Source organism: Colwellia sp. SU-HH01172, assembly GCF_057553355.1.
Window position 1 is genome coordinate 78,021 of record NZ_BAAJMB010000006.1, and the last position, 23,171, is coordinate 101,191.

The 23,171-nt window shown below is 39.7% G+C and carries 23 protein-coding genes; 12 read left to right on the forward strand and 11 right to left on the reverse strand.

All coding sequences use genetic code 11. From position 1 onward, the window contains the following. Positions 1-3: 3 nt before the first annotated feature. The 4 genes from AC27JP_RS15470 to orn all read right to left on the reverse strand — a co-directional run bounded on the left by AC27JP_RS15470 (position 4) and on the right by orn (position 5,135). Complete coding sequence (locus AC27JP_RS15470; protein WP_487116684.1) at positions 4-204, reverse strand: DUF1289 domain-containing protein; 201 nt, start codon at positions 202-204, stop codon at positions 4-6. Continuing rightward, entirely contained in the window at positions 201-3,851 is a 3,651-nt protein-coding gene (locus AC27JP_RS15475) for a hypothetical protein (protein WP_487116686.1), read from the reverse strand. The genes AC27JP_RS15470 and AC27JP_RS15475 overlap by 4 nt, the downstream gene beginning before the upstream one ends. Positions 3,852-3,976: 125 nt before the next feature. Further along, entirely contained in the window at positions 3,977-4,468 is a 492-nt protein-coding gene (locus AC27JP_RS15480; protein WP_487116688.1) for a DUF4442 domain-containing protein, read from the reverse strand. A gap of 118 nt (positions 4,469-4,586) precedes the next feature. Then, the gene (gene orn, locus AC27JP_RS15485; protein ID WP_487116690.1) at positions 4,587-5,135 is read right to left on the reverse strand and encodes an oligoribonuclease; all 549 of its coding nucleotides are present in this window, start codon (positions 5,133-5,135) and stop codon (positions 4,587-4,589) included. 207 nt (positions 5,136-5,342) lie between these two features. Here orn and rsgA point away from each other — a divergent pair, with 207 nt between their 5' ends. The 5 genes from rsgA to AC27JP_RS15510 all read left to right on the forward strand — a co-directional run bounded on the left by rsgA (position 5,343) and on the right by AC27JP_RS15510 (position 10,669). Further along, positions 5,343-6,380, forward strand: coding sequence for a small ribosomal subunit biogenesis GTPase RsgA (gene rsgA, locus AC27JP_RS15490; protein WP_487116692.1), 1,038 nt, complete (start codon positions 5,343-5,345; stop codon positions 6,378-6,380). 65 nt (positions 6,381-6,445) lie between these two features. Then, the gene (asd, locus tag AC27JP_RS15495) at positions 6,446-7,309 is read left to right on the forward strand and encodes an archaetidylserine decarboxylase (RefSeq protein WP_487117007.1); all 864 of its coding nucleotides are present in this window, start codon (positions 6,446-6,448) and stop codon (positions 7,307-7,309) included. Between the two features lie 42 nt (positions 7,310-7,351). Further along, a complete protein-coding gene (locus AC27JP_RS15500) occupies positions 7,352-8,074 on the forward strand; it encodes a glycerophosphodiester phosphodiesterase (RefSeq protein ID WP_487116694.1) in 723 nt (240 codons plus the stop codon). Between the two features lie 181 nt (positions 8,075-8,255). Then, positions 8,256-8,642 carry a BlaI/MecI/CopY family transcriptional regulator gene (locus tag AC27JP_RS15505; protein WP_487116696.1) on the forward strand — a complete coding sequence of 129 codons (387 nt, stop codon included), beginning with the start codon at positions 8,256-8,258 and terminating at the stop codon, positions 8,640-8,642. Positions 8,643-8,689: 47 nt separating this feature from the next. Further along, on the forward strand, positions 8,690-10,669 hold the full coding sequence (locus AC27JP_RS15510) for a TonB family protein (RefSeq protein ID WP_487116698.1): 1,980 nt from the start codon (positions 8,690-8,692) through the stop codon (positions 10,667-10,669). On the opposite strand, the gene AC27JP_RS15515 is transcribed toward AC27JP_RS15510, so the two are convergent. After that, positions 10,658-11,161, reverse strand: coding sequence for a Spy/CpxP family protein refolding chaperone (locus AC27JP_RS15515; RefSeq protein WP_487116700.1), 504 nt, complete (start codon positions 11,159-11,161; stop codon positions 10,658-10,660). The two genes, AC27JP_RS15510 and AC27JP_RS15515, sit on opposite strands and share 12 nt — an antisense overlap. Positions 11,162-11,301: 140 nt before the next feature. Between AC27JP_RS15515 and AC27JP_RS15520 the strand changes: the two genes are divergently transcribed. From AC27JP_RS15520 to AC27JP_RS15530, 3 genes are read left to right on the forward strand one after another with little or no spacing between them, the layout of a single operon-like run. Further along, a complete protein-coding gene (locus tag AC27JP_RS15520) occupies positions 11,302-12,012 on the forward strand; it encodes a response regulator (protein WP_487116702.1) in 711 nt (236 codons plus the stop codon). Further along, positions 12,012-13,421: a sensor histidine kinase gene (locus tag AC27JP_RS15525; protein WP_487116704.1), complete on the forward strand. Its 1,410-nt coding sequence runs from the start codon at positions 12,012-12,014 to the stop codon at positions 13,419-13,421. The genes AC27JP_RS15520 and AC27JP_RS15525 overlap by 1 nt, the downstream gene beginning before the upstream one ends. A 49-nt stretch (positions 13,422-13,470) precedes the next feature. After that, complete coding sequence (locus tag AC27JP_RS15530; RefSeq protein ID WP_487116706.1) at positions 13,471-14,481, forward strand: alpha/beta fold hydrolase; 1,011 nt, start codon at positions 13,471-13,473, stop codon at positions 14,479-14,481. A gap of 67 nt (positions 14,482-14,548) precedes the next feature. Here the strand turns inward: AC27JP_RS15530 and AC27JP_RS15535 are convergent, their stop codons facing one another. Beyond that, positions 14,549-15,475 (reverse strand): cation diffusion facilitator family transporter, encoded by a 927-nt coding sequence (locus AC27JP_RS15535; protein WP_487116708.1) that lies wholly within the window; start codon positions 15,473-15,475, stop codon positions 14,549-14,551. Between the two features lie 108 nt (positions 15,476-15,583). On the opposite strand from AC27JP_RS15535, the gene trmL reads away from it, so the two are divergent. Next, complete coding sequence (gene trmL, locus AC27JP_RS15540) at positions 15,584-16,048, forward strand: tRNA (uridine(34)/cytosine(34)/5-carboxymethylaminomethyluridine(34)-2'-O)-methyltransferase TrmL (RefSeq protein ID WP_487116710.1); 465 nt, start codon at positions 15,584-15,586, stop codon at positions 16,046-16,048. Positions 16,049-16,119: 71 nt separating this feature from the next. On the opposite strand, the gene gpsA is transcribed toward trmL, so the two are convergent. The 4 genes from gpsA to AC27JP_RS15560 form a co-directional block, all read right to left on the reverse strand. Further along, on the reverse strand, positions 16,120-17,127 hold the full coding sequence (gpsA, locus tag AC27JP_RS15545; protein ID WP_487116712.1) for an NAD(P)H-dependent glycerol-3-phosphate dehydrogenase: 1,008 nt from the start codon (positions 17,125-17,127) through the stop codon (positions 16,120-16,122). 3 nt (positions 17,128-17,130) lie between these two features. Beyond that, positions 17,131-17,640: a protein-export chaperone SecB gene (secB, locus tag AC27JP_RS15550; RefSeq protein ID WP_487116714.1), complete on the reverse strand. Its 510-nt coding sequence runs from the start codon at positions 17,638-17,640 to the stop codon at positions 17,131-17,133. A gap of 78 nt (positions 17,641-17,718) precedes the next feature. Continuing rightward, the gene (grxC, locus tag AC27JP_RS15555) at positions 17,719-17,976 is read right to left on the reverse strand and encodes a glutaredoxin 3 (RefSeq protein ID WP_487116716.1); all 258 of its coding nucleotides are present in this window, start codon (positions 17,974-17,976) and stop codon (positions 17,719-17,721) included. 18 nt (positions 17,977-17,994) lie between these two features. Next, a complete protein-coding gene (locus AC27JP_RS15560) occupies positions 17,995-18,423 on the reverse strand; it encodes a rhodanese-like domain-containing protein (protein ID WP_487116718.1) in 429 nt (142 codons plus the stop codon). Between the two features lie 303 nt (positions 18,424-18,726). Here AC27JP_RS15560 and gpmI point away from each other — a divergent pair, with 303 nt between their 5' ends. The 3 genes from gpmI (at position 18,727) to AC27JP_RS15575 (ending at position 22,304) form a co-directional block, all read left to right on the forward strand. Beyond that, complete coding sequence (gpmI, locus tag AC27JP_RS15565; RefSeq protein WP_487116720.1) at positions 18,727-20,268, forward strand: 2,3-bisphosphoglycerate-independent phosphoglycerate mutase; 1,542 nt, start codon at positions 18,727-18,729, stop codon at positions 20,266-20,268. Positions 20,269-20,334: 66 nt separating this feature from the next. Continuing rightward, on the forward strand, positions 20,335-21,462 hold the full coding sequence (locus AC27JP_RS15570) for a murein hydrolase activator EnvC family protein (RefSeq protein ID WP_487116722.1): 1,128 nt from the start codon (positions 20,335-20,337) through the stop codon (positions 21,460-21,462). Positions 21,463-21,551: 89 nt separating this feature from the next. Further along, positions 21,552-22,304, forward strand: coding sequence for a divergent polysaccharide deacetylase family protein (locus tag AC27JP_RS15575; protein ID WP_487116724.1), 753 nt, complete (start codon positions 21,552-21,554; stop codon positions 22,302-22,304). A gap of 31 nt (positions 22,305-22,335) precedes the next feature. Here the strand turns inward: AC27JP_RS15575 and AC27JP_RS15580 are convergent, their stop codons facing one another. Then, a complete protein-coding gene (locus AC27JP_RS15580; protein WP_487116726.1) occupies positions 22,336-23,100 on the reverse strand; it encodes a S1 family peptidase in 765 nt (254 codons plus the stop codon). Between the last annotated feature and the right edge of the window lie 71 nt (positions 23,101-23,171).

The window sequence follows — 23,171 nt, forward strand, 5'->3', positions numbered from 1 at the left end:
TTTTCACTTTATTCTCTGCTGCTGTCGTTGTTGACATTGCATCAGGACATTTTTTTTTGCTTGGTTATCAAGTTGCCGCCAAGCCATTATTTCTTCAATATGACGATTACATCCCAAGCAAATATCTTGCTGATCTAAACAACAGTTTCGTACACAAGGGCTGGCTATATCGACCTCAGCCGCATGGGATTGTTCTATCTTCATATGGACTCTGCAAACTCGGATAACTGAGCGAAAGATAATTTAAGTTGCACTATGCCTTGGTGTAATTGCTCACGTTGTCGTGACGAGAGTCCAATTCCACTGTCAACATTAGCCAGTATTTCTTTACATGCTTGGCATGACATCAACAAAGGTTGTGCTGCAATAACATCAGCACGATGCGCCAGATGCTGCAGGCACGACGATACTAATGATATATTATTATCAGCAATATGCTGCTCTAGTTCTAGTAGTTGCTGTTCGATATCCATCAAGTAATCATCTAACATATATGCCGCTAATTCAGCAGAGCCTTGATTCCTAGCATAAGCTGTAAGATCAAACGCTGCACTTGTATCAGACATTTGATTTAGTGCCGCCTGCGAAACTTTGACTGATTCACTCTCTTGCTGCGCGTTTTTCACCGCATTATCGTTAACCGTAGGCGTAATAAGTTTCAATGTCGGTTCAACATCAAGCTTAGCGTTAATCGATTTTTCCGTTGTTGTATTTGCCCGTGCACTGTCTTGGACTGGCACTGGTTTTAGCCAAGTCGACAATAATTGAATTATCGTTTCAATATCAAGAGCAGCCGGCATCTGACCTTTTTCCCATGACTGAGTCGATGGCACCGATGCTAAAAATTCACTGGCCGCTTTTTCGTCATTTGCCAGCGCAAAGACAGCGCGGGTACAGGAAATCTGGTCAGCGACTTCAAGGCGTAGTGCGGTAAATTCTGAAATCAGTACTAAGTATTGACCTGTTTGCCAATATTGTTCTGCCTGCTGTGATTGGGAAACCAAAGTCACCCGTAAACCTAACCAAAGTAAAATTTGCATTAACAACTGGTGCTCGCTCGGTATAGCAACAGCTAGCAAAACATTGACTTGCGTTGCAGAGAATTGGTATTGAGCGATAATGGCGCGATCAACTAAAAGATTTTGTTGATTTTGACTATCCAATAATTGCACAAGGTTATTTTTGAGTTCTTGCTCATACCATGGCAGGTTGCACAGAGAAAAGATCCCTGTTCTGGTAATATTTGCGGTATAAAAAGGCTGTAACACCATCACTTTAGGTTTTAATTTACTCGGTAATGTCGAGAGGTACTGAACGATTAAATCAAAATCAGAGCAATACACTTCTGGCGACATTATGATAGCGTCGAGCTTATTTCGCGTTAAGTGTTTGATGCTTAATTGTCGTTGAAACAAGGTCAAATCTTGCATAGTTTCAATGACAACTTTACTGTCACTAAATGCCTGTGAAATTCTTTCACGGTTAGTTTTATCTGTCGCTATAACTAGAATACGACGTTTAGCTAACTTAGCCACATGCTGCTGAATTTTTTTCTGCGCCAATGTTGTATTGACTTGCTCTTCATTAGCAAGCTCAGCGACAACCAAAGGAATATCAAAGGTAAATTTAGCAACTTCATCTAAAATAATATTTTCTTTGTTACTGACGTTAAACATCAACATTAAGTCATGCAAATAGTCGATAGTATATTGTGGCCCCTGCACACTCTCTTCACGGTCTTGGACTAAGTCATTTATCGTTCGTGCTAGTTCATCAGCGCATGAAGGCTTGCTAACAGTGAAGCAGCAACGGACAATTTGTTGTGCGCTACTGACATCAACAAGTTTAAAGCTAATATCTAAACTGGTATCAGATTGTTTTGTTAATAACACTGAGCACAGCGAGCGTATCATTGCTTGGAAAAATTCACTTTCTATAGTGATATTAGGGTTTAGGTTGTTATCAACATTGACATACAAGGCATTATTATTTTCAACTTCTGCCAGAGCAATATTCATCACCGCACAATGAATGTCATTAATAATATTAACACTCGACAAAGTCAGTAAATAATCATCCCGTCGCAGCAGCGCTCGTGTTTTTTGATGATCACACCAATTCAGTAATTGCGCTAGTGATTTATCCGTAACATATTCTCGATGTTGTGCATCTACCGACAATAGTTGCTTCTGCAAAATAGCATTTTGTATCGTGCGAGCAACATGATCGCTACTGTTAATAATGTTAAGTTTATCGACTTGATTCTGTTGTTGGAGTTGTTGCTGTAATTGACTATTTTCAATCTGTAAGTTTTGCAATTCTTCTGCTAAACAAACACTGCCACGCCATGCATCGTTGTGGTATTCAATAGTCAACATTATCGCTTTTTCTTGCACAGTAACAAGCATAAGCTTTTGCATACTTTGCTTTGTTTTTGCGCGGCGTGCGGCGCTAATAATAACGCCAATATCTGTGCGACTAAATAAATGACGCCAATGTTGTTTGGTTGATTTAATGTTCAACAAGGATAAAAGAGGCTTAATTTTCAATGGTTCAAGCTGTGGTAACTGCCAATAAGCATGACCACTATGTTGAACCATAAACGCTGTCTGCAACTGCTGTTTCTGTGCGAGATTAAGGTAGTCTGCTTCACTATATTTAGGCCGAGAAAGTTGTTCAATAGTCGCCAATATTTGCGCCGTTTCATGACAAGGTAATGCGTCTAACACCTCGCCTTTTTCAACAAATTTTGTCACAGCTAAAGTGCTTTGCTGGCCGATGCGTTTTAACTTGTTGCGCATGCTTAAAACCACAAGGAAGAATAGCAAGATCAAAAAACTAAATATCGCTATCACTAACCAAACGTAATCACTATCGGTCAACGTTATATTGATTTTTGCAAACCATTTTTTAATTAACGCGTTTAATTGGCTTGGTTTCGGTGCGACTATGGTTGACGTTTTGGCTGAAATAACTTGGAGTTCAGCTTTTAGTGCCAATAATTCGCTACGATAATCCAACATTCTCCGCAATTGACCACGCCATTTGGCGAAAGTATTCTGTTCGACAAACAATAATTCATTTAAGACCAAAATTTGCGCTTCAAGTGCTTTTTCTGCCTCACTTTTGTTGAGGTTTTTACCAATATTGATTAGCCATTGCTGAAGCTCTGAATTGGCTCGCTCTTGCAGATAGTCAAACTCAGTCAAATCATATTGTAAATCTAAACGGCTAAACATCACTAAGTTATCAAAAAGTAAACGGGATAGCTCACGATTACCATTTAAGACAATCGCAAGTTCACTTAATGCTTTTGCTCTTACTGCGGTAACACGATCTGTTAAACGGTCCGAAGTGAGCTGTTGATGTAGGAGATTTTGTTGCTGAGACTGAGCTGAAATTAACGCAGACAAACTATCGGTTACTAATGTCAGCTGGATAATCACGCTATCTTTCAATTGAATATTTCGTCGGTCGTTATCATGTAAACGAACAACATTCTCAGCTTGTTTTTGCAGTTGCTGTGATAACTGCTCCAATAAACGCCGGTTATTTCTTGAAAGTAAGGATAACTGTTTTAAATTATCATTAAGCTCTTTGTAAAAACGCGTAAATTCTGTCGCTTCCGCACTTTCGATAACAGCATGAATCAAGCGTTCGTTATTTATTAAAACGGCTTGCCGCTGATTAGCTTGAGAATAAGCAGGAATTTGTTGATTATTTAAGAGAAATAATTGCTGTGATTGGTAAAAATAAAAACCTACACCGATTGTACAACTTAATAGGAAGCACAAAATTAGCAAAAAATATCGACCAGAAAATTGGCGATAAAGTGGCAAAGTTAAATCCATGAAAGAAACAATATCCCAACAAGTCAAAGACAAATAAATAATATCAATAACAGTGTATGGATTTAACCGCAATTAGCAACGATTAATCATCGCTAGTTTTTTGCCATCAAAACTATCGGTAAGTCTTACTTAGACTTGGTTCGTTTCTCGATCCATGCCCAAGTCATGATACATTCAATCGGTTGCTGGCCTGACTCATCAGTAATTTCAACAATAATTTCCATATTGCCTTTTTCTTCGGTCAACTGCTCAACTTGCTGAGCAGATATGGTAGCAACTGCTGTTAACGAACCTTGCATACGCCGTTGATAATTAATGGTCATCGATTTTAATAATGGCAATCGGCTGTCTGGTAAATTCATACCAAAAACAATACCCGTAGCCGACTCGGCCAAAAGTGCTGCCGCTATCGCATGTACTCCACCGATATGGTTTTGTACTCTCTTTTTATTTGCCAAGGTCAATCTAACTTCTCGTGGCTTGATATCCACTATGGTGACTTTAGCGGTATTAGCAAACTTAACCTGTGAGCAGAATAGTTTTGTCATTAAAAATGAGTGTGTTGCATTGGGAAATTTCTTGATTAACGCAACTGCACGACTAAATCGGTTTGCCATAGCTATCCTTAAGTATTTATAAATTAATGGCACTAGATTGCAACAAACTGGTCTGACCTGCAAGGATAATATAAAAAAAAGACACCTAGGTGTCTCTTTCTAACATTATTATAACGATTTAATTAAGTTTGAAGAAATGCTGCTGATAAACCTTCAACTCTGCAATCGACTCTCGAATATCATCTAATGCTAAATGAGCTCCGGTTTTAATCACTTTATCTAGTACCTCAGGTTTCCAGCGACGCGCAAGTTCTTTGATTGTGCTGACATCAAGGTTACGGTAATGAAAGTAATCTTCAAACTCGGGCATATATTTATTAATAAAGCGTCTGTCTTGACCTATGCTATTGCCACACATAGGTGATTTGCCTTTAACCGCATATTGCTCAAAAAATGCTAATGACGCGGCACTTGCTTGTGCTAATGTTGTTGAACTTTCGCGACAGCGCTGGGTTAGTCCTGATTTTCCGTGATGTTCAATACACCATTGGCTCATGTTATTTAGAACATCGTCACTTTGATGAATTGCAAAAACAGGGCCTTCTGCCAATATATTCAATTGACTATCTGTCACTATTGTCGCAATTTCTAAGATAACATCCGTACTCGGCTCAAGACCGGTCATTTCTAAATCTAACCAAATCAAATTGCTATCATTTGCACTCATTGTTTTTCCTATATCAATTAGAGTCAATTGCTTGATTTTTCCAATCAAGCTTTAGCAAGATCTATATGCAAAAGGCGTTATTACACATGCATCTTGACTGGTAACAAGTATATAATACGTTAGAATGGTGCACGATTAAATTTATTTGTGGTTTGTCTACACAGATTAAATGTAAATTCTGAGTAAATATAAAAATGAGAATAACTTGTGGCTAAAGCCAAAAAATTAACTAAAGGCCAAGCACGTCAGATCAAAGCGAACCAAAGTAAAAAGTTACGTAAATCAACTGAGAAGGTGCAGTGGCAGGATGAGCAATTAGGTCCTGCAGAAACCGGAACTGTGATTAGCCGCTTTGGTCAACATGCCGATGTAGAAGATAATGACGGAACAATTTGTCGTTGTAATATGCGCCGCAGTATTTCTTCTTTAGTTTGTGGTGATAAAGTGCTTTGGCGTAAAAGCAAAGAAACTCAACATAGCATTTCTGGCGTTATTGAAGCCGTGCATGAACGAGGTTCAGTTTTAAGCCGCCCCGATGTATACGATGGTGTAAAACCAATCGCGGCCAATATAACTCAAATACTCATTGTCTCTTCGGTATTACCGGCTTTTAATGCTGACATTATTGATCGCTATTTAGTGGCAGCAGAGCAAACTGGCATTACGCCGGTTATTCTCATGAATAAAATTGACTTACTAGATGATAGCAACCGAGATGAAATAGAAAAGCAACTCAGTATTTATCGTGATATCGGTTATCAAGTCACTTATGTAAGCAATGAAACCGGTGATGGTATTGCCGAACTAAAAAAACAACTTAGCCAGCACACCAGTGTATTTGTCGGCCAATCTGGCGTTGGTAAGTCAACACTCACCAACACCTTGATGCCTGAGTTAGGGGTAGTCACTCAAGTGGTTTCTGAGAACTCAGGGTTAGGGCAACATACCACAACCGTCGCTCGGCTTTATCATTTTGAAGATGGCGGTGATCTTATTGATTCACCGGGCATTCGAGAATTTGGTCTATGGCATTTGTCGCCGGAGCAAGTCAGCAATGGCTTTACCGAATTTAATGATTACTTAGGCACCTGCAAGTTCAGGGACTGTAAACATCAAACCGACCCAGGTTGCGCTTTAGTCGCCGCCAAAGATGCTGGTCATATCCACCCTGAACGCCTGGCAAGCTTTCAACGAATTTTAGCAAGTTTAGGTGACAACACCCTAACCACTCGCTTTAACGATTAAAAACAAAAGAAAATTAAGGAACAACAGTGTTACTCAACAAAATAAAAATTGCTTTGCAATATCTAATGCCTAAACATGGAATTTCACGCTTAGTTGGCAAATTTGCTGCCGCTGAAGCGGGCTGGTTAACCACCAAAGCGATTAGTTATTTCATTAAGGCCTACGATATTAATATGGCAGAAGCCAAATTAAAAAATGCCAGCGACTTTAAAACCTTTAATGATTTCTTCACCCGTGAACTCGAAGATGGTGCTCGAACCATGGATAGTGACCCAAGCACAATATGTTACCCTGTTGACGGAGCAATAAGTCAGCAAGGTCCTATTCAGCAAGGACAACTTATTCAAGCGAAAGGATTTGATTATAGCTTAGTAACCTTACTTGGTGGCGACGAAGCAACAGCTGCGCCATTTCAGGATGGTGAATTTTCCTGCATTTACTTAGCACCAAAAGACTACCATCGTATTCACATGCCGATCACCGGCACCTTACGCGAAATGATTTATGTACCCGGTGATTTATTTTCTGTGAACCCGTTAACGGCAAATAACGTCCCTAACTTGTTCGCGCGTAATGAACGCGTTGTTGCTATTTTTGATACTGCTCAAGGCGCAATGGCCATGGTGTTAGTTGGCGCAACCATTGTCGCTAGTATTGAAACGGTTTGGGCAGGTACGGTAACCCCACCTGCTGGTAAAGATGTTTTTCGCTGGCAGTACCCTGCGACTGGTGTTGACGCTATCACCCTTGAAAAAGGTGCAGAAATGGGCCGCTTTAAATTAGGTTCAACTGTAGTAACTACCTTTGCCCCGAACATGGTGAAATTTAACCCGCAAGCCGGACCAGAAACCGTTACTCGCTTGGGTGAACATTATGCGGACTTAATTGCTGAACAACAAAAAAATGCTATTGAAACCGATCATGGCTAACGCTATTTCCCTGCAACGAATCCCAAGCAAGTGGACAGAAATGTGCAGATAATTGCCCATCGAGGAGCGAGTGGAGAGTTTCCTGAAAACTCTCTGTTAGCCTTTGAACAAGCGATAAAACAAGGCTGTGATGGTATTGAATTGGATGTGCAATATCATCAAGCCAGTGGTGAGTTCGTATTAATTCATGACCGATTTGTACAGTACAAAGGGCAAAAAACTCATTTTAATCAGCTATCTATCACAGAGCTGCTGAATATTGAATCAGATCCCATGCATAGTATCTGCACTTTGCCAACAGCACTCGATTTAATTGCAGGACATTGCTTGATCAATATTGAGATAAAGTCATCGGCACAGGGTACACAATTAACGCAAGAGATCACTCAACTAAAAAAAATCATTCAGCAAGCAAAAATAACTAAGGGCATTCTTGAGCAGCACCTTGTTGTATCATCGTTTAATCACTCAGCCTTAATATCTGTCGCGACATTATTGCCCAATGTAGAAACTGCGGCGCTTATTGCCTGTTGTCCCGTAGATTATGCCAAATTTTGCCAAGTATTAAATGTATCACAATTGAACCTTTCAATAGATTGCCTCAATCAAGAGATAGTGGCAGATGCACACTCGAGAGGACTTAAAGTGTGGGCTTATACTGTTGACGGTATTGATGATATTAAACTATGCAAAGAATATGGCGTAGACGGTATCTTCACTAATTTTCCGCAGTATTCGAAGCAGCGAGTACTGGCATTAAAATAGTCCGTTTATAAGTCACTTAGTCAATGAAAGATTACAAAAAATGGTCTTTTCTAATCGTCAATCAGTAAAGAATTTAGCAATTACTATTGCTCATTTATTCGTCTCAAGCTAGGATAACTGTCATCAGATACGACTATGTTCGTATAATAAGAATGTGAACAATTTGCTTTAAGGAATCTCAATGTTACGAGATAAATCAGATATCAAACCAACGGAAGCTGAGCTGACGTTGCTTAATATCCTTTGGAAAATGGGCCCAGCCACAGTTCGACAAATTCACGAATCGGTTAGCCAAACTCAAAAAACCGGCTATACTACGGTATTGAAAATATTACAAATTATGCATGAAAAAGCATTAGTTATTCGTGATGAAAGTAATCGAGCACACGTTTATGCGGCTGCGAATAGCGAAATGGTAACGCAATCTTCATTACTAAAAGATTTAGTATCAAAAGCTTTTGGTGGTTCAACATCAAAGTTGGTTATGCGAGCCTTAGATGACTCAACCAGCAAAGAAGAAATTGAAGATATTAGACAGTTACTAAAAGAATTAGACGAGCAATCGTAGTTACTAGCAAAGTTAACTAAAGCAATAGAAGCTAAGCAAAATATTCAATGATACAAGAAAGCTTAATTAATAGCCCATTATTGGCTGGCATAGCAATAACCCTTATCCATTTTTTATGGCAAGGGGTATTAGTTGCGTTGGTATTAAAGCTTTTACTGTCATTAATCTCCTACCAAAAGTCTCAAGTTCGTTATACCTTAGCGTCTTCTGCAATGTTGGCCAACCTTGCTTTACCGCTAATTACCTTTTTTATTGTCTATGATAGTGAATACCGGCAAGCAACGAGCTTAGTGCAAGCCCTTCCCTTGCTTGATCAAAGCTTTTATTTAGATAACATGCCGACAAACGCTTGGTATATTGAATGGTTTGAATATTTACCTACGATATCAATATTTTGGCTAAGTATAGTGAGCTTACTTTCAGTAAAGCTTTTGATCGAACTGTTCAATGTCAATAAATTGCCCTTGCAAGGGACATTAGCAGCGCCGCCATTACTACAAACACGCTTTGAAAGTTTAATGACTAAAATAGGGCTATCACGTCAGGTTAGGTTATTATTATCGCATAAAACTGATGTACCTATGGCCATTGGCTGGCTAAAACCTGTGGTATTAATACCTGTTAGCATGATATCTGGCTTAACCCCTCAGCAATTAGATATGTTAATGCTGCATGAATTAGCACATATTCGACGCCACGATTATTTAGTTAATTTTTTACAAACCTTAGTAGAGACATTGTTGTTCTTTCACCCAACAGTACGTTGGGTCTCAAAACAAATGCGTAATGAAAGAGAGTATTGTAGCGACGATATCGCAGTGCAACATAGCGATAGTGCATTGGCTTATGCTCATACCTTGGCGGATACCGCATCTTTGTGTCAAAAGCATAGACATCACGCTATTCCAAGTATGGCGATGGCAGCATCTGGCGGAGATCTCAAACAGCGGGTAGTAAGGTTATTAGATAATCAACCACATTGTACGCAAACATCAGATTCAGGAAAATGGCTGGCTTCATTTACCATTTTATTGGTTATTATCTTTGGTTTTTCTAAGTACTCGTTAACACTACCTATCATAGATTTACAATCAGGTAGTATCTCGTTAAGCCGCTCTCCCGTTGAATTAAATAAAAGTTCGATAACATACGCCCCCATGTCGCTTGAAAACGTAACTGGCCATTCACCGTTAGCTGAGCAACTAATTGCCATGAATAGCGCCAAAACGAACCTTTATCAACACTTGTCAAAGCCTACCAACAGTCAGGAGAATTCAGCCAAACAAGGTGTTGTGAATAGTTCGCCTACCCCAAAAAAACAAGAGATGAAGAAAACAACGGGCAGCAACCATCAGATTACAAAGTATTATGATGAATTACCTATAGTGCTAGATTCGGCGCCAGAAAAAAACGTTGAAGAAATTAACAGTAAACTTATGCATAAAGCTGCCGCGGCTGATAAAATGGCACTTAATGCAACTAAGTCCATTTCAGATATAGCGTTTGAGCGTACAGATTCAAGTAATAAATCAGTGACTTTTAAAAACCCATATTCAAACCGCGTAGCATCTTTATTAAATGACCCCAAAACATCTAATAGACAATTGCCTTCAAGCAAAAATTTGTCGCACAATGCAGTCGATAACAAGTCATTCGAAGAAAACTCATACAACCAACTCGGTCAAGCTATCAACAGCAACTTCCCTGAGAAATACAATAATGGCTTTGCGAAAAACCTCGAGCTTCAAGCGCAAAATAGTGACGCGAAACTCATCACGTCAATCGAGCCTAGATACCCGTCTTCAGCAAAAAGAAAAGGCATTGAGCTTGAAATCATGGTGGAATTTAGCATTGATAAGCATGGTTTAGTGAAAGACATCCAATTTGAGTCTAAAAGTAAAGTGAGCTATTTCCGTAACGCCATTCGTAATGCTATGGAAAAATGGCGCTTTCTACCAGCGGAAAAAAATGGCATTGCGGTAGAAAGCAAAATGTCGAAAATATTTTCATTTAGTCTACTGAAATAATGCCCCACGTTGCTCACGCAAAGAAGCAAACTTCTCTTGTTGTTCCGGCGTTAATACTTGAAAAACTGCATGGCGCATTTTTGCCTTTTCCATGGCAATATTCTGAAAATCTAACTGAAACTCTGCATAAATAGCTTTAAATTTATCTTCATTGAATTCACTGTCTTGTGCTAAAGACTTAACCTGTTCTTTAAAGCCAGACATAGCTTCTCGACGATCTTTTTTATCAACTTTTGTTGCAGCAAAAATATCTCGTACTTGTTGTCGCTGCTCTTTCGTTAAATCAAGTTGCATTGCCATCATTCTGAAACGTTTTTTCATCCGTTGCTGATGGTTCGAATGACCTTTCTGATAATCACTATACTTAGCCTGATTGGTATTTTTCTCATCATTGTAGCCTTGTGAATTAACGTTAAAGGTTGTTAAGCATAGCGCTGCAGCGCCCATTGCCATATAGGGTTTTATCACTGAATATAATTTATTTGCTTTCATAAGTTTTACTCCTCAATTAAGTTAGACCCAGTATAAAAGCTGCAACGAAAAGAAACGCAAACCAACGTAAATGTTATGTAAATATCCTAAGCGCGGTTAAATTTTTACGCTATTATAGTGACAAGTTAAGGCAAATAAGTATGACAAAAATGAAAAAACATAAGCTTTTATTAATAGATGATGACAAAGAACTTGCTGAATTGTTATCTGATTATCTTGCTACTGAAGGTTTTGAACTTATTTGTTGTTATGATGGTATTTCGGGTTTAGAAAAAGCATTTGACGAAAATATTTCACTTATTCTTTTAGATGTTATGATGCCTGGCTTAACCGGTTTTGAAGTTTTAAAAGCGCTGGGTGGTAATCACAAAACACCAATACTAATGCTAACCGCAAAAGGTGACAATGCTGATAGAATCTTAGGTTTAGAGTTGGGTGCCGATGATTATTTGCCAAAACCTTTTCAACACCGAGAACTGCTAGCACGCATTAACGCTATTCTCAGAAGAATCGACATTGTTCAAAATAGTAAAGAACAAAATAGTGCCTTAGAAGTCAATGGCGTTGTTCTCAATCACGCAACCAGACAGGTTAGTTGTCACAATGAATTCATTGAACTGACCGGCACTGAGTATCAAATAATTGAGCATCTGATGTCTAAACCTGGCGAAATTGTTAGTAAAAATGAAATTTCTGAACGGGTATTGAAACGCAAACTCAGCGCCTTTGATCGCAGCATCGATATGCATGTCAGTAACATCCGAAGAAAATTATTACCTTATAGCCCGAGTGATAAGCTTAAAACCATTCGAGGTGCCGGCTATATTTTCTTGGCAGGAGAGCTTATTTAATGGCTAAACTCCCAGAGTCATTTTCTTCTATCGGTGCAAAACTTTTTCTATGTTTTTGGTTGATTGTTATTTTTACTATCGCTACTACGCGATTAGTATCTGAACAATTTACACCAAAAAGCTTTATAGCGCCTAGCCACCAATCCGATATTTCGATACTAAATCGTGTCAATCGCTTGCTCAGTAATTCTGCGCCGACTAGCGCTGAAGAAACCCTGAATATTTTGCCAACACGTAAAGGCAGAGAATTATTATTGAAAAATATGCTGACCAATGAAGTGCTCTCTTCAGATACATGGCAAATTAATAGTTTAGCGACATTTTTAAACGACAATAACTTAGAAAGCTTAACAACGGTTAAATTTGAATTTTTTCGTATGACCGGCCCAATCGATCTTAAAATAAATGAGATCCCATACCAACTATTTCTTGCCAGTCGCGATAGAAGAGCGCGCTTTGGAAGCTTTATGCTGCGCTTACCAATATGGATTCGCGCTGGTATCCCCATCATCATCAGCTCGATATTTCTTTGGTTATTAGCGCGTTCGTTGACTAAACCGTTAATTGCTATGCAAAAAACAGTGGCAAGCTTTGGTGATGGCGAGTTCACAGCCCGTGTGCCATTAGCAGCACAACGTAATGATGAAATCGGTGCCTGTGCAGCAAGCTTTAACTTAATGGCCGAGAAGCTTGAGCAAAATATAAGTTCACACCAGCGCTTAATGGCTGATGTATCACATGAATTACGTTCACCAATGACACGCCTGCAAATTGCTTTAGGATTGGCACAACAAGACAATATTAACCCTGAATTGTTACAAAAGCATTTGCAACGTTGTGAATTGGAAGTTGCTCGCCTTGATGAGATGATTTCCAACGTGCTTTCGCTTTCTCGTATGGAAAATACCATCAGCCAAATGGAGTTAATGTCAGTTGATCTGAAGCCGCTACTAGAGCTTTGTATTGAAGATGCCCAATATATCGCTAATGAAAAATCAATCAACATTGCTTTTCACTGCAGTGGTAGCTGTTTAATTCAGGCAGATCCAACACTACTGTCAAGTGCCCTCAATAATATATTGGTGAATGCCGTTAAATATAGCCATAAAAATGACATCCTTAATGTTTGCCTAAGTCAGAATAGCACTAGCTTTATCATAGATATCATTGATACCGGCACTGGCGTGCCCCCTGAAGATTTAAGCAAACTATTCGAGCCCTTTTACCGAGTGGCACAAGCTCGAGATCGGGCGACAGGCGGCACGGGCTTAGGTATGGCGATAGCGAAGCAAGCCGTTATGGCTCATAACGGTTCAATTAGCGCGAAAAACAATGCCAGTAAAGGTTTAACCGTTACTATCGAATTACCTTTCACATCAGGCAAAGATTCCGTACATGAAGCAGCCTAAAGTAAAGTTAATCATTTTATTTACCCTTAATTTAATAGGAATCTCCTTGATGGCCAATGCTGATAGTAACACCAATAAACAAATGCTTACGCCAGAAAAAATTACCGCTATTAGCCAATTTTGGCAATCAGTTACTGAAGCAACATTTACAACGCACGACAATATCAGTATTGCCTACACGACAAACTTTAAACGTCCAAACAAGCCTTATGTCGTCATAGTGCCAGGGCGTTCAGAAAGTTACCTGAAGTATCAAGAATTAATGTACGACTTTGATCAACAAGGTTTTGATACGGTTGTGATTGATCATCGAGGACAAGGCTTATCGCAGCGCCTGCTGACAAATAGATTTAAAGGGTACGTAAATAGTTTTGATGATTATGCCCAAGACTTACACCAGTTGTTAAACGAGGTAATACCGCAAAACTATCCCGAACACCATGAGGAGGCATTTATGCTTGCCCACTCTATGGGGGGAGCAATTGCACTTAGATACCTGCAATTACAGCAACATAAAATAAAAGCGCTAGTATTAAGCTCACCTATGATTGCGATTTCAAGTGGTAACATTCCCAAAGGCCTCGCAAAATTCGTTGTGGAGTCGGGCAGTAAATTAAATCAATGGTTTAGTGAATCTCCATGGTACTTTTTGGGGCAAAGTGATAGTAATCAAACATCATATCAAGACAATAAGCTAATGCACTCACAGGAGCGCTTTCAACGTTTCCAAAACCTTTATCAAACAAAACCAGAGCTAAAACTAGGTGGCGTTACTTTTAAGTGGCTACAACAAGCACTGGCGGCGAACAAAAATATTTTTTCCGACTTATCGAAACTTTCAACTCCCATATTACTGATGCAATCAGGTGAAGAGCATATTGTTGATAACTCAGCCCAAAATGAATTTTGCCAACAATTACATAAAATACAGCCGCAATCTTGCTTTGGCGGCAAGCCTTTGACTATTGACGGTGCATATCACGAACTATTATTCGAAATTGATGAGTATCGTAGCCAAGCACTCACCCGCACTCTAGACTGGTTTATCACTCAGCACTAACGTTAGCAATAGCTCTAGAATATAATCGGAACTAAACGTCGACTGAGCTGAGTGTAGCAACAACAATTTAGTTGACTGACTTTTCATTAGTCGCCAGCTCGCTACTAACCACCGATGATGGGTCATGATGAATAAAAACTTCACATGGCGCTAATGCACGAATGATTTCCGCTTCAATCGCTTCACCTATGCCGTGGGCTTCTAATAGCGATAATTCATCATTTAACTCTAAATGAAATTGAATAAAGCGACTTTGCCCAGCCTGTCGCGTTCTCAATTCATGCAAACCTAGCGCACCTTTATGCCCTTTTACTATGGCTATAATCGCCTCGGTTTCATCTTCAGTTAACTCATGATCCATTAATTGATGAACACTTAGCCAAATAATTTTGCTGGCGCCAACAAGTAAAAAAACACCGACACCGATAGTAAAGGTACCATCAGCTTGCAACCAATAACCTTGACTTAAAAACAGGGCCGCCAGTACGCCTAAATTTAACAATATGTCAGATTGATAGTGCAGTGCGTCCGCACTTATCGCCACCGATTTAGTTTTAGCAATCACATACCTTTGTAGCAGCACTAACAGTAATGTCATGACTATTGCCACTATGGAAACCCCAATGCCGACTTCAGTACGAATCACTTGTTGTGGGTTTATAACACGTTCAACACCATTAAAAACTAATAACAAGGCTGAGCCCATAACAAAGGCTGCTTGCACTAAGCCCGCTAAACTTTCTGCTTTCCCGTGACCAAACTTATGTTCTTCGTCAGCGGGAGCAAGGGCAAAACGCAATATCACCACATTCATTATTGACGCAAATAAGTCTAGAATCGAGTCAGTGGCGGAAGCTAACATGGCACTCGCGTCAGTTACAAACCAAGCATATAACTTCAAAACAACTAGCAGCAGTGCCGTCGTTGTTGCCGCAAAAGCCGCCAGCTTGACCAAGAAAGCATATTGATTTGAATGTGTCTGCGATGATTCCATTAAAGCCTCAATTTATGCCTGTTCAAGTTAAGTTTAGCAAAGCAATGCTTAAGCATTAACTATAAGCAGGTTATAATAGTGCCACTATAAAATTGATTAAGCACTGATATGTTAGACGTTGTATTATTTCAACCTCAAATTCCACCTAATACCGGCAACATAATTCGGTTATGTGCCAATACCGGCTTTAGATTACATCTTATCGAGCCTTTAGGCTTTGATCTAGAAGATAAAAAACTGCGAAGAGCAGGATTAGATTATCACGAGTTTGCCGCCCTTAAGCGTCATGCCAACTACCAAGAGTTTGTTAAAAGCGAACAACCTAAGCGAGTATTAGCGGTGACAACTAAGTCAACCGGCTACTATGGTGACATTGACTTTCAACAAGGTGATTATTTACTTTTTGGCTCTGAAACAGGTGGCTTGCCTGAGCACGTTAGACAGCAAATTCCCGACCAAGACAAAATTCGCATCCCGATGCTAAAAGATAGTCGAAGCATGAATTTATCCAATGCCACGGCCGTCATCGTTTATGAAGCTTGGCGCCAATTAGGTTTTGCAAATTCAATTTAAGTAGTCTAAAAAATAAAAAGGCGTATCACTTATCGTAATACGCCTTGTTAGCAAAACTGTCGTAGAGTCTACTATTCAAATTTTCGTTCGCGAGAAAGTAAGTCTGCTGCCGCAAGCTTAGCGTTTTTATTGCGGTAAAGCACTTGATACACTTGCTCAACAATCGGCATTTCCACACCCATACGCTCAGCTAGCATATAAACTTCTTTCGTATTACGATAACCTTCGACAACTTGGCCGATATCTGCCATGGCTTTTTCAACGCCAATACCATGACCGAGCGCAAGACCAAAGCGTCGATTTCGAGACTGATTATCAGTACAAGTTAAGACTAAATCGCCTAAACCTGCCATGCCCATAAAGGTTGATGCTTGTGCATTCAATGCACAACCTAAACGTGTCATTTCCGCTAAACCACGGGTGATCAACGCGGTACGAGCATTTGCGCCAAAGCCTATGCCATCCGCCATTCCTGCCCCTATGGCAATAACGTTTTTGACCGCACCACCAAGCTGCACGCCAATAAAGTCATTATTACTATAGACTCTAAAAGTTCTTTCGCAATGCAATAGGTTTGAAATATCGCTAACAAAGGCCTCATCGCTAGACGATAAAGAAATCGCGGTTGGTAACCCTGCCGCCATTTCTTTTGCAAAAGTAGGACCTGAAAGTACCGCTAGAGAAATATCTTCTCCGAGCGCTTCTCTGGCAACATCTTGTAGCAGCCGGCCAGAGTCATGTTCTAAACCTTTAGTTGCCCAGACTAAACGTGCATCTTGACGCATGTGGGGCTTTATTTGACTTAATACGTCACCAAAGGCATGACTAGGTACAACTAATAAAATATTTTTACTGGCACTAGCCACAGTGGCTAAATCGGCACAAACTTCTAACGCTTCAGGAAATTTACTGCCCGGTAAATACTTTTCATTAGCTCGGCTACGCGCCATTTCAGCCACATGCTCAGCGTCTCGTCCCCAAAGTAGGGTTTTATGACCGTTACGTGCTAAACAAATAGCCAGTGCAGTGCCGTATGAACCGGCACCGATAACAGCAATAGCAGCCGTTTTACTGGTCATAGATTAATGAGTTTCAGTACTAGCAGGCACTTGCTCTGCTTGTGCTTGAGCAGCACGTTGTTGCACATAATTAGCAAATAATGCTTCAAAGTTCACAGGGGCAAGGTTAATTTGTGGGAATGAACCACGACTAACCAAGTTTGCTACCGACTCACGAGCATATGGGAATAATGTTGTTGGACAAAAGGCACCAATAGTGTGAGCTAATTGCGCTTCAGGTAAATTACCAATCGTAAAAATACCGGCTTGTTGTACTTCAGCTAAAAATGCGGTTTGTTCTTCAATTTTAGCCGTTACCGTTAATGACAATGTTACTTCATAGGTATCATCAGCCAATTTATTTGACTTGGTATCAATATCTAGTTGAACTTCAGGCTTCCACTCTTTTTGAAAAATTGCTGGAGAGTTAGGCGTTTCAAATGAAATATCTTTAGTGTAAACACGTTGAATTGCAAATTGCGGAGCTGGTTGTTCGTTTGTTGCTTCTGCGCTGTTTTGGTTTTCGTCAGCCATGGTATTACTTCCTATTATTCGCATCATTAAGACACGTTATCTGCTAATTTAATGTTATTCAATTATTGTCGATGTAGATTAAGCGCCAATGACTGAAGATAGTTTTCCTTGGGCATGCAATGCAAATAAATCGTCACAACCACCAATATGTTGGTCGTTAATAAAAATTTGTGGCACGGTTGACGCACCTTGACTACGTTTGATCATTTTTTCACGTAATTGAGCATCGCCGTCAATTTTAATTTCGTTATAAGCAACTTGCATATCATCAAATAAAGCTTTCGCTCTCATACAATAAAAACAAGTGACTTTAGTATAGATTTCAACTGCCATCATAATATCTCGTGGTGTTTGTTACTTTTTAGCAACTGGTAAGCCAGCACTTTGCCATGCGTTCATACCACCTTTAAGTAAATTCACACGAGTAAAGCCAGCTTTAGCCATTTGGCTAGCGACTTTGCTTGCACTGATACCTGCGGTACATACAATAATGATGGGATCATCTTTATGCTTTTCAAGACTAGTGAAGTCATTTTTACTAACTTTTTCACTATTCAAATGAATTGCATCAACAATATGTCCGGCTTTAAAGTCTTTCTCACTGCGGGTATCAACCACAACACCTGATTCTCGATTGACTAAAAAAGTCATTTGTTGTGTGCTCAATTGTTTAATTGGCGACATTTGAATTCTGATCGTTAGTACGATAATCATTAATACAATGGCAAGCCAAGCGGTACTAAGTAATGGTTGGCTCATTGCAAACGTAATAAATTGGTCCATAAATTCTATATTCTACTAAACTAAAATTGGCAACAGTATACAGGCTAATAATATAAACCCAAACTGAACTTTACAAAGAAATAAATAATTACCACTTAACATTACTTTTTCTTCTTCACAATGATCTGCTGCGCTTTTACTTTTAGCCTCAATTAGCAGAATTGCTTAAAACATTTTCTAGTTAACGACAGAAGATATTCCTTAGATCTCTTGATATACTAGCGCGATAATTTTACATTTTATCTATTTATCGACGTTGTCTAGACGTTGGATCTAATCTCTGAGTATTTATAGGAAGCCGCAATGCCAAACAAGAAGTCAACAGTTCTTATTATTTTAGATGGTTGGGGATATAGAGAAAACCCAGAATCCAACGCTATTTATCATGCTAATACCCCAGTAATTGACAACTTAATGGCAAATAAACCCAATATGCTAATTCAAACCTCAGGAATGGCAGTAGGCTTACCTGATGGCCAAATGGGCAACTCCGAAGTGGGTCATGTTAATTTAGGTGCTGGTCGCATTGTTTATCAAGACTTTACCCGTATAACAAAAGCGATAGAAGATAAAGAATTTCAAGCTAATCCTGCATTATCCAACGCCATTGATAACGCGATTAATAACCAAAAAGCTATCCATGTTTTCGGCTTGTTATCACCTGGTGGTGTACATAGTCATGAAGAACATATTTTTGCTTTACTTGAGATGGCGGCGAATAAAGGCGCTAAACAGGTTTATTTGCATGCCTTTTTAGATGGACGAGACACACCACCTCGTAGCGCGTTAGCATCTCTTGAAAAAGCCCAAGCAAAATTTGCCGAGCTTAATTGTGGTCAAGTTGCTTCTATCATTGGTCGTTACTACGCAATGGACAGAGACCAGCGTTGGGATCGTGTTGAACTAGCCTATAACTTAATGGTTTCCGGTGAAGCAGCATTTGAATTTAGCTCAGCAACCGACGCCTTAGCTGCCGCTTATCAGCGAGATGAAAATGACGAATTCGTACAAGCATCGGCAATAACGACAGCGGCCGGAAAAACCATTAACGTTGCAGAAGGCGATGCCATGATTTTTATGAATTTTCGCGCCGACCGTGCTCGACAATTTACCCGTTGTTTTACCGAAGAGAACTTCTCTGGTTTTAACCGAAAACAACAACCTAAAATTAACGATTTTGTCATGCTGACAGAGTACGCTGCAGATATAAAAACTCCTTGTGCCTTTCCAACCGTCGCACTTGAAAACGTTTTAGGTCAGTGGCTAGAAAAGCATAACAAGACTCAGCTAAGGATATCGGAAACAGAGAAATATGCCCATGTGACATTTTTCTTTAGTGGCGGTAAAGAAGACACCTTCGTTGGTGAAGAACGAGTGCTTATTCCATCACCACAAGTGGCCACATATGACTTACAACCGGAAATGAACTCTACCTTGTTAACCAATAAACTTGTCACAGCTATTGAAAGCGGCGAGCATGACTTTATTGTTTGTAACTACCCCAATGGCGACATGGTTGGCCATACTGGTGACTTTAATGCCGCGGTAAAAGCCTGTGAAGCCGTAGATGCTAGCATAGGTAAAGTTATTCAAGCGTTGAAAAATACTGGCGGGGAATGTTTAATTACTGCCGATCATGGCAACGCAGAACAGATGGTTGATACCAGCTCAGGTCAAGCACATACCGCACATACCTGTGAACCCGTGCCATTAATTTATGTTGGCCGTGATGCTGAGATGAAAACGACCGGAGCCCTTAGTGATATCGCACCAACACTGTTAGCATTAATGGACTTACCTCAACCCGAAGAAATGACAGGTAGCAGTTTACTGCAGCTAAAATAAGGCCTTATTTTGGCTTTCTTTCCACTCAAAAAAAGTAATCTGCATCATTACCATCAAGCTAAAGTTATGATGGTAATATCGCTATTGCTTTTTGGGGTTTATTTTCCGGTGTATGGTCAGAATTCTCTGCCGAAAAATTCCACGGAAACCGATCAAAAACTCCATGACATTCAACTGGCCATCACTCAACAAAAGCAGTTATTAAATAGTACTGAAGTTAAAATTAGTGATTTAGAAACACAGTTAAAAAAAGATGACCTTGCTATTGGTAAGGTAGCAAAAGAGCTAAACCTAACAAATAAGCAACTCACCGATACCCAAAAAAAATTAGCTCAGCTCAGCACTGAAAAGCAGCAACTCGAAACTGAGAAAAAACAGCAAGAGAAAATATTAGCAAAACAGCTCAGGGCTGCTTATTCAACTGGCCATCACGATTATCTAAAATTAATTCTTAATCAAGAAAACCCGGCAAGCGTGCAACGGACCATTACCCATTATCAATATTTAAATAAAGCACGAATAAATGAAATAGAAAATTTCAAAGCCACAATAGTCAAATTGGAAAATGTTACCAATCAATACCAAGAGCAGGCGGAACAATTAACGCAATTAACTCAAGAGCAGCAGCAACAAAAACAACTACTAGAGTTATCTAAAACTAAGCAAAAGCAAACCTTGCGGGCACTCAATAACAAAAAGCTCAGCAGTCAACAGCGCTTGGCCAAGCTAGAACAAGAGGAAGCCTCTGTTGTTGCCCTACTCCAAAAAATGGCGGAAGCGGCTCGCAACGAAGTAAACTTACAAGGCTTAAGTAAGCTAAAACGAAAATTAGCTTGGCCAGTAAAAGGAAGAATAAGACATAGCTTTGGTAGTCGAAAACAGGATCACCTAAAATGGAAAGGGGTATTCTTATCGGCTCCTATTGGTCGACAAGTTAAAACAATACACAATGGTACCATCTTGTTTTCAGACTGGTTAAAAGGCTACGGTTTAGTATCCGTTGTCGACCATGGTGATGGCTATATGAGTTTATATGGACATAACCAAGCCTTACTCAAATCAGTCGGTGACCGCGTTGAAGCAGGCGAGCCAATTGCACTTATTGGACAAAGCGGTGGTCAAACTGAATCTGGCTTATATTTTGAAATTCGACATACAGGTAAAGCGGTAAATCCAAAACTTTGGTGTAAATAATCAAGCACAATGATTGTCATATCCGCATCGATTTTAGCCATTTTACATGTTAGGCTAATATCAATTTCATAATAAAAATAAGAAAAACTGTGTTGCGACTATTTTTTATCTTCTGTTTATTCTCCTGTTTTTTCGTTTCAGCGCAGCCGGCACAAGTGGCAATCATTATTGATGATATTGGCTATCGTAAAAGTGACGTACAAGCGCTATATTTACCTGGCAATATCAGTTATGCCATTTTGCCTCATACCCCTTATGGCCGTTCATTAGCGTTACAAGCAAAAGCAAAAAACAATGATGTTATCTTGCACATTCCGATGGAAGCCCAAAACGGTAGAAAGCTGGGTCCTGGGGCGCTAACTAGCACAATGAATGAGTCAACAATTAGACAAAGCTTATCAGCGGCATTTGCTGAAGTGCCGTTTGCGCTGGGCATCAACAATCATATGGGTAGTAAGCTTACGGAATTATATTCGCCAATGGCGTGGACAATGCAATTTCTAAAAGAGCGTAATTTAATTTTTGTCGACAGCATGACCACTAGCGCCAGCCAAGCAGAGACGGTGGCAAAAAGCTTTGGAGTACCCAGTTTACACCGCCATATTTTCCTCGATAATGAACTTAGCCATCACTACATTAGTGCTCAATTTCAACAACTGATTGTCGATGCCAAAAAATATCGCCGCGTTGTCGCCATTGCCCACCCTCACCCAGAAACGGTAATGGCTTTATCAAAACTTTTACCACTACTAGCCCAGAACGAAATTGAACTTGTGCCAATTTCAAGCTTACTGAGCAATGAGAGTCTTGGGCAATTGCCACAAATTAGTGCCGACGAATAGCAGCCAAGCCATTATTTGGCTTAGATAAGAATTAAACTTTTATTTTGTTTTTTTCCAACAGTTGATGTAAATATTTTACCGGTATTGCATAGGTAATGCCGCTTGGATTACTGATCACTGTTTCTTTACTTTTCTGAACAAATACCTTGTTAATAATACCGACAACTTCTCCTGTTTTAACATCGTACATAGCACTACCACTATTGCCTGGGTAAGCGGTTGCATCTAATTGATAAACTAAATATGGATCTCGCATTCGTTTTAACATTGCAATACTGATTTGCCTCGAATTATCAACCGGAATAATTGTTGGTGTTACCGCCGCAATCATGCCTCTGTGTGTTACAGGATAAAGTCCTAACACGGCACCAATAGGAAAGCCGGTAAAAGCAATATCACTGCCTTCAGGGCGAAAGTCACGATTCGCTAATGCCATTGCGGGTAACGATGGTCCACCAATTTTAAGCACGGCGATGTCATGTTCTTTATCTGTTGCAACCAATTGAGCAACTCTCACTTTAGTTGCCGGCCCTTTACCGGTAAAAACGGCAAGCTCTTGCAATAAGGTGTCGTCGAGCTCCCGATCAACTACATGGCTATTGGTAATAATATAAGTGCCATTACCAATAACAAAACCACTACCATAGAGTCGATTTTTCGGTTGACCTGTCGGGGTATAAACACCAATACCCACTACCGACGGTTTTATTGCTTTAACCGTTTCTACTAAATTACCACGAGCAACGGAGCTGAATATCAGCAGTGCAAATAGTAATGCTTGGAATATACGACTCATAAATAAACCCTTTTCAATAAATTCTCACATTACCTCAACTTAGCACACTTTTTAGCTAGCGAATTCGAAAT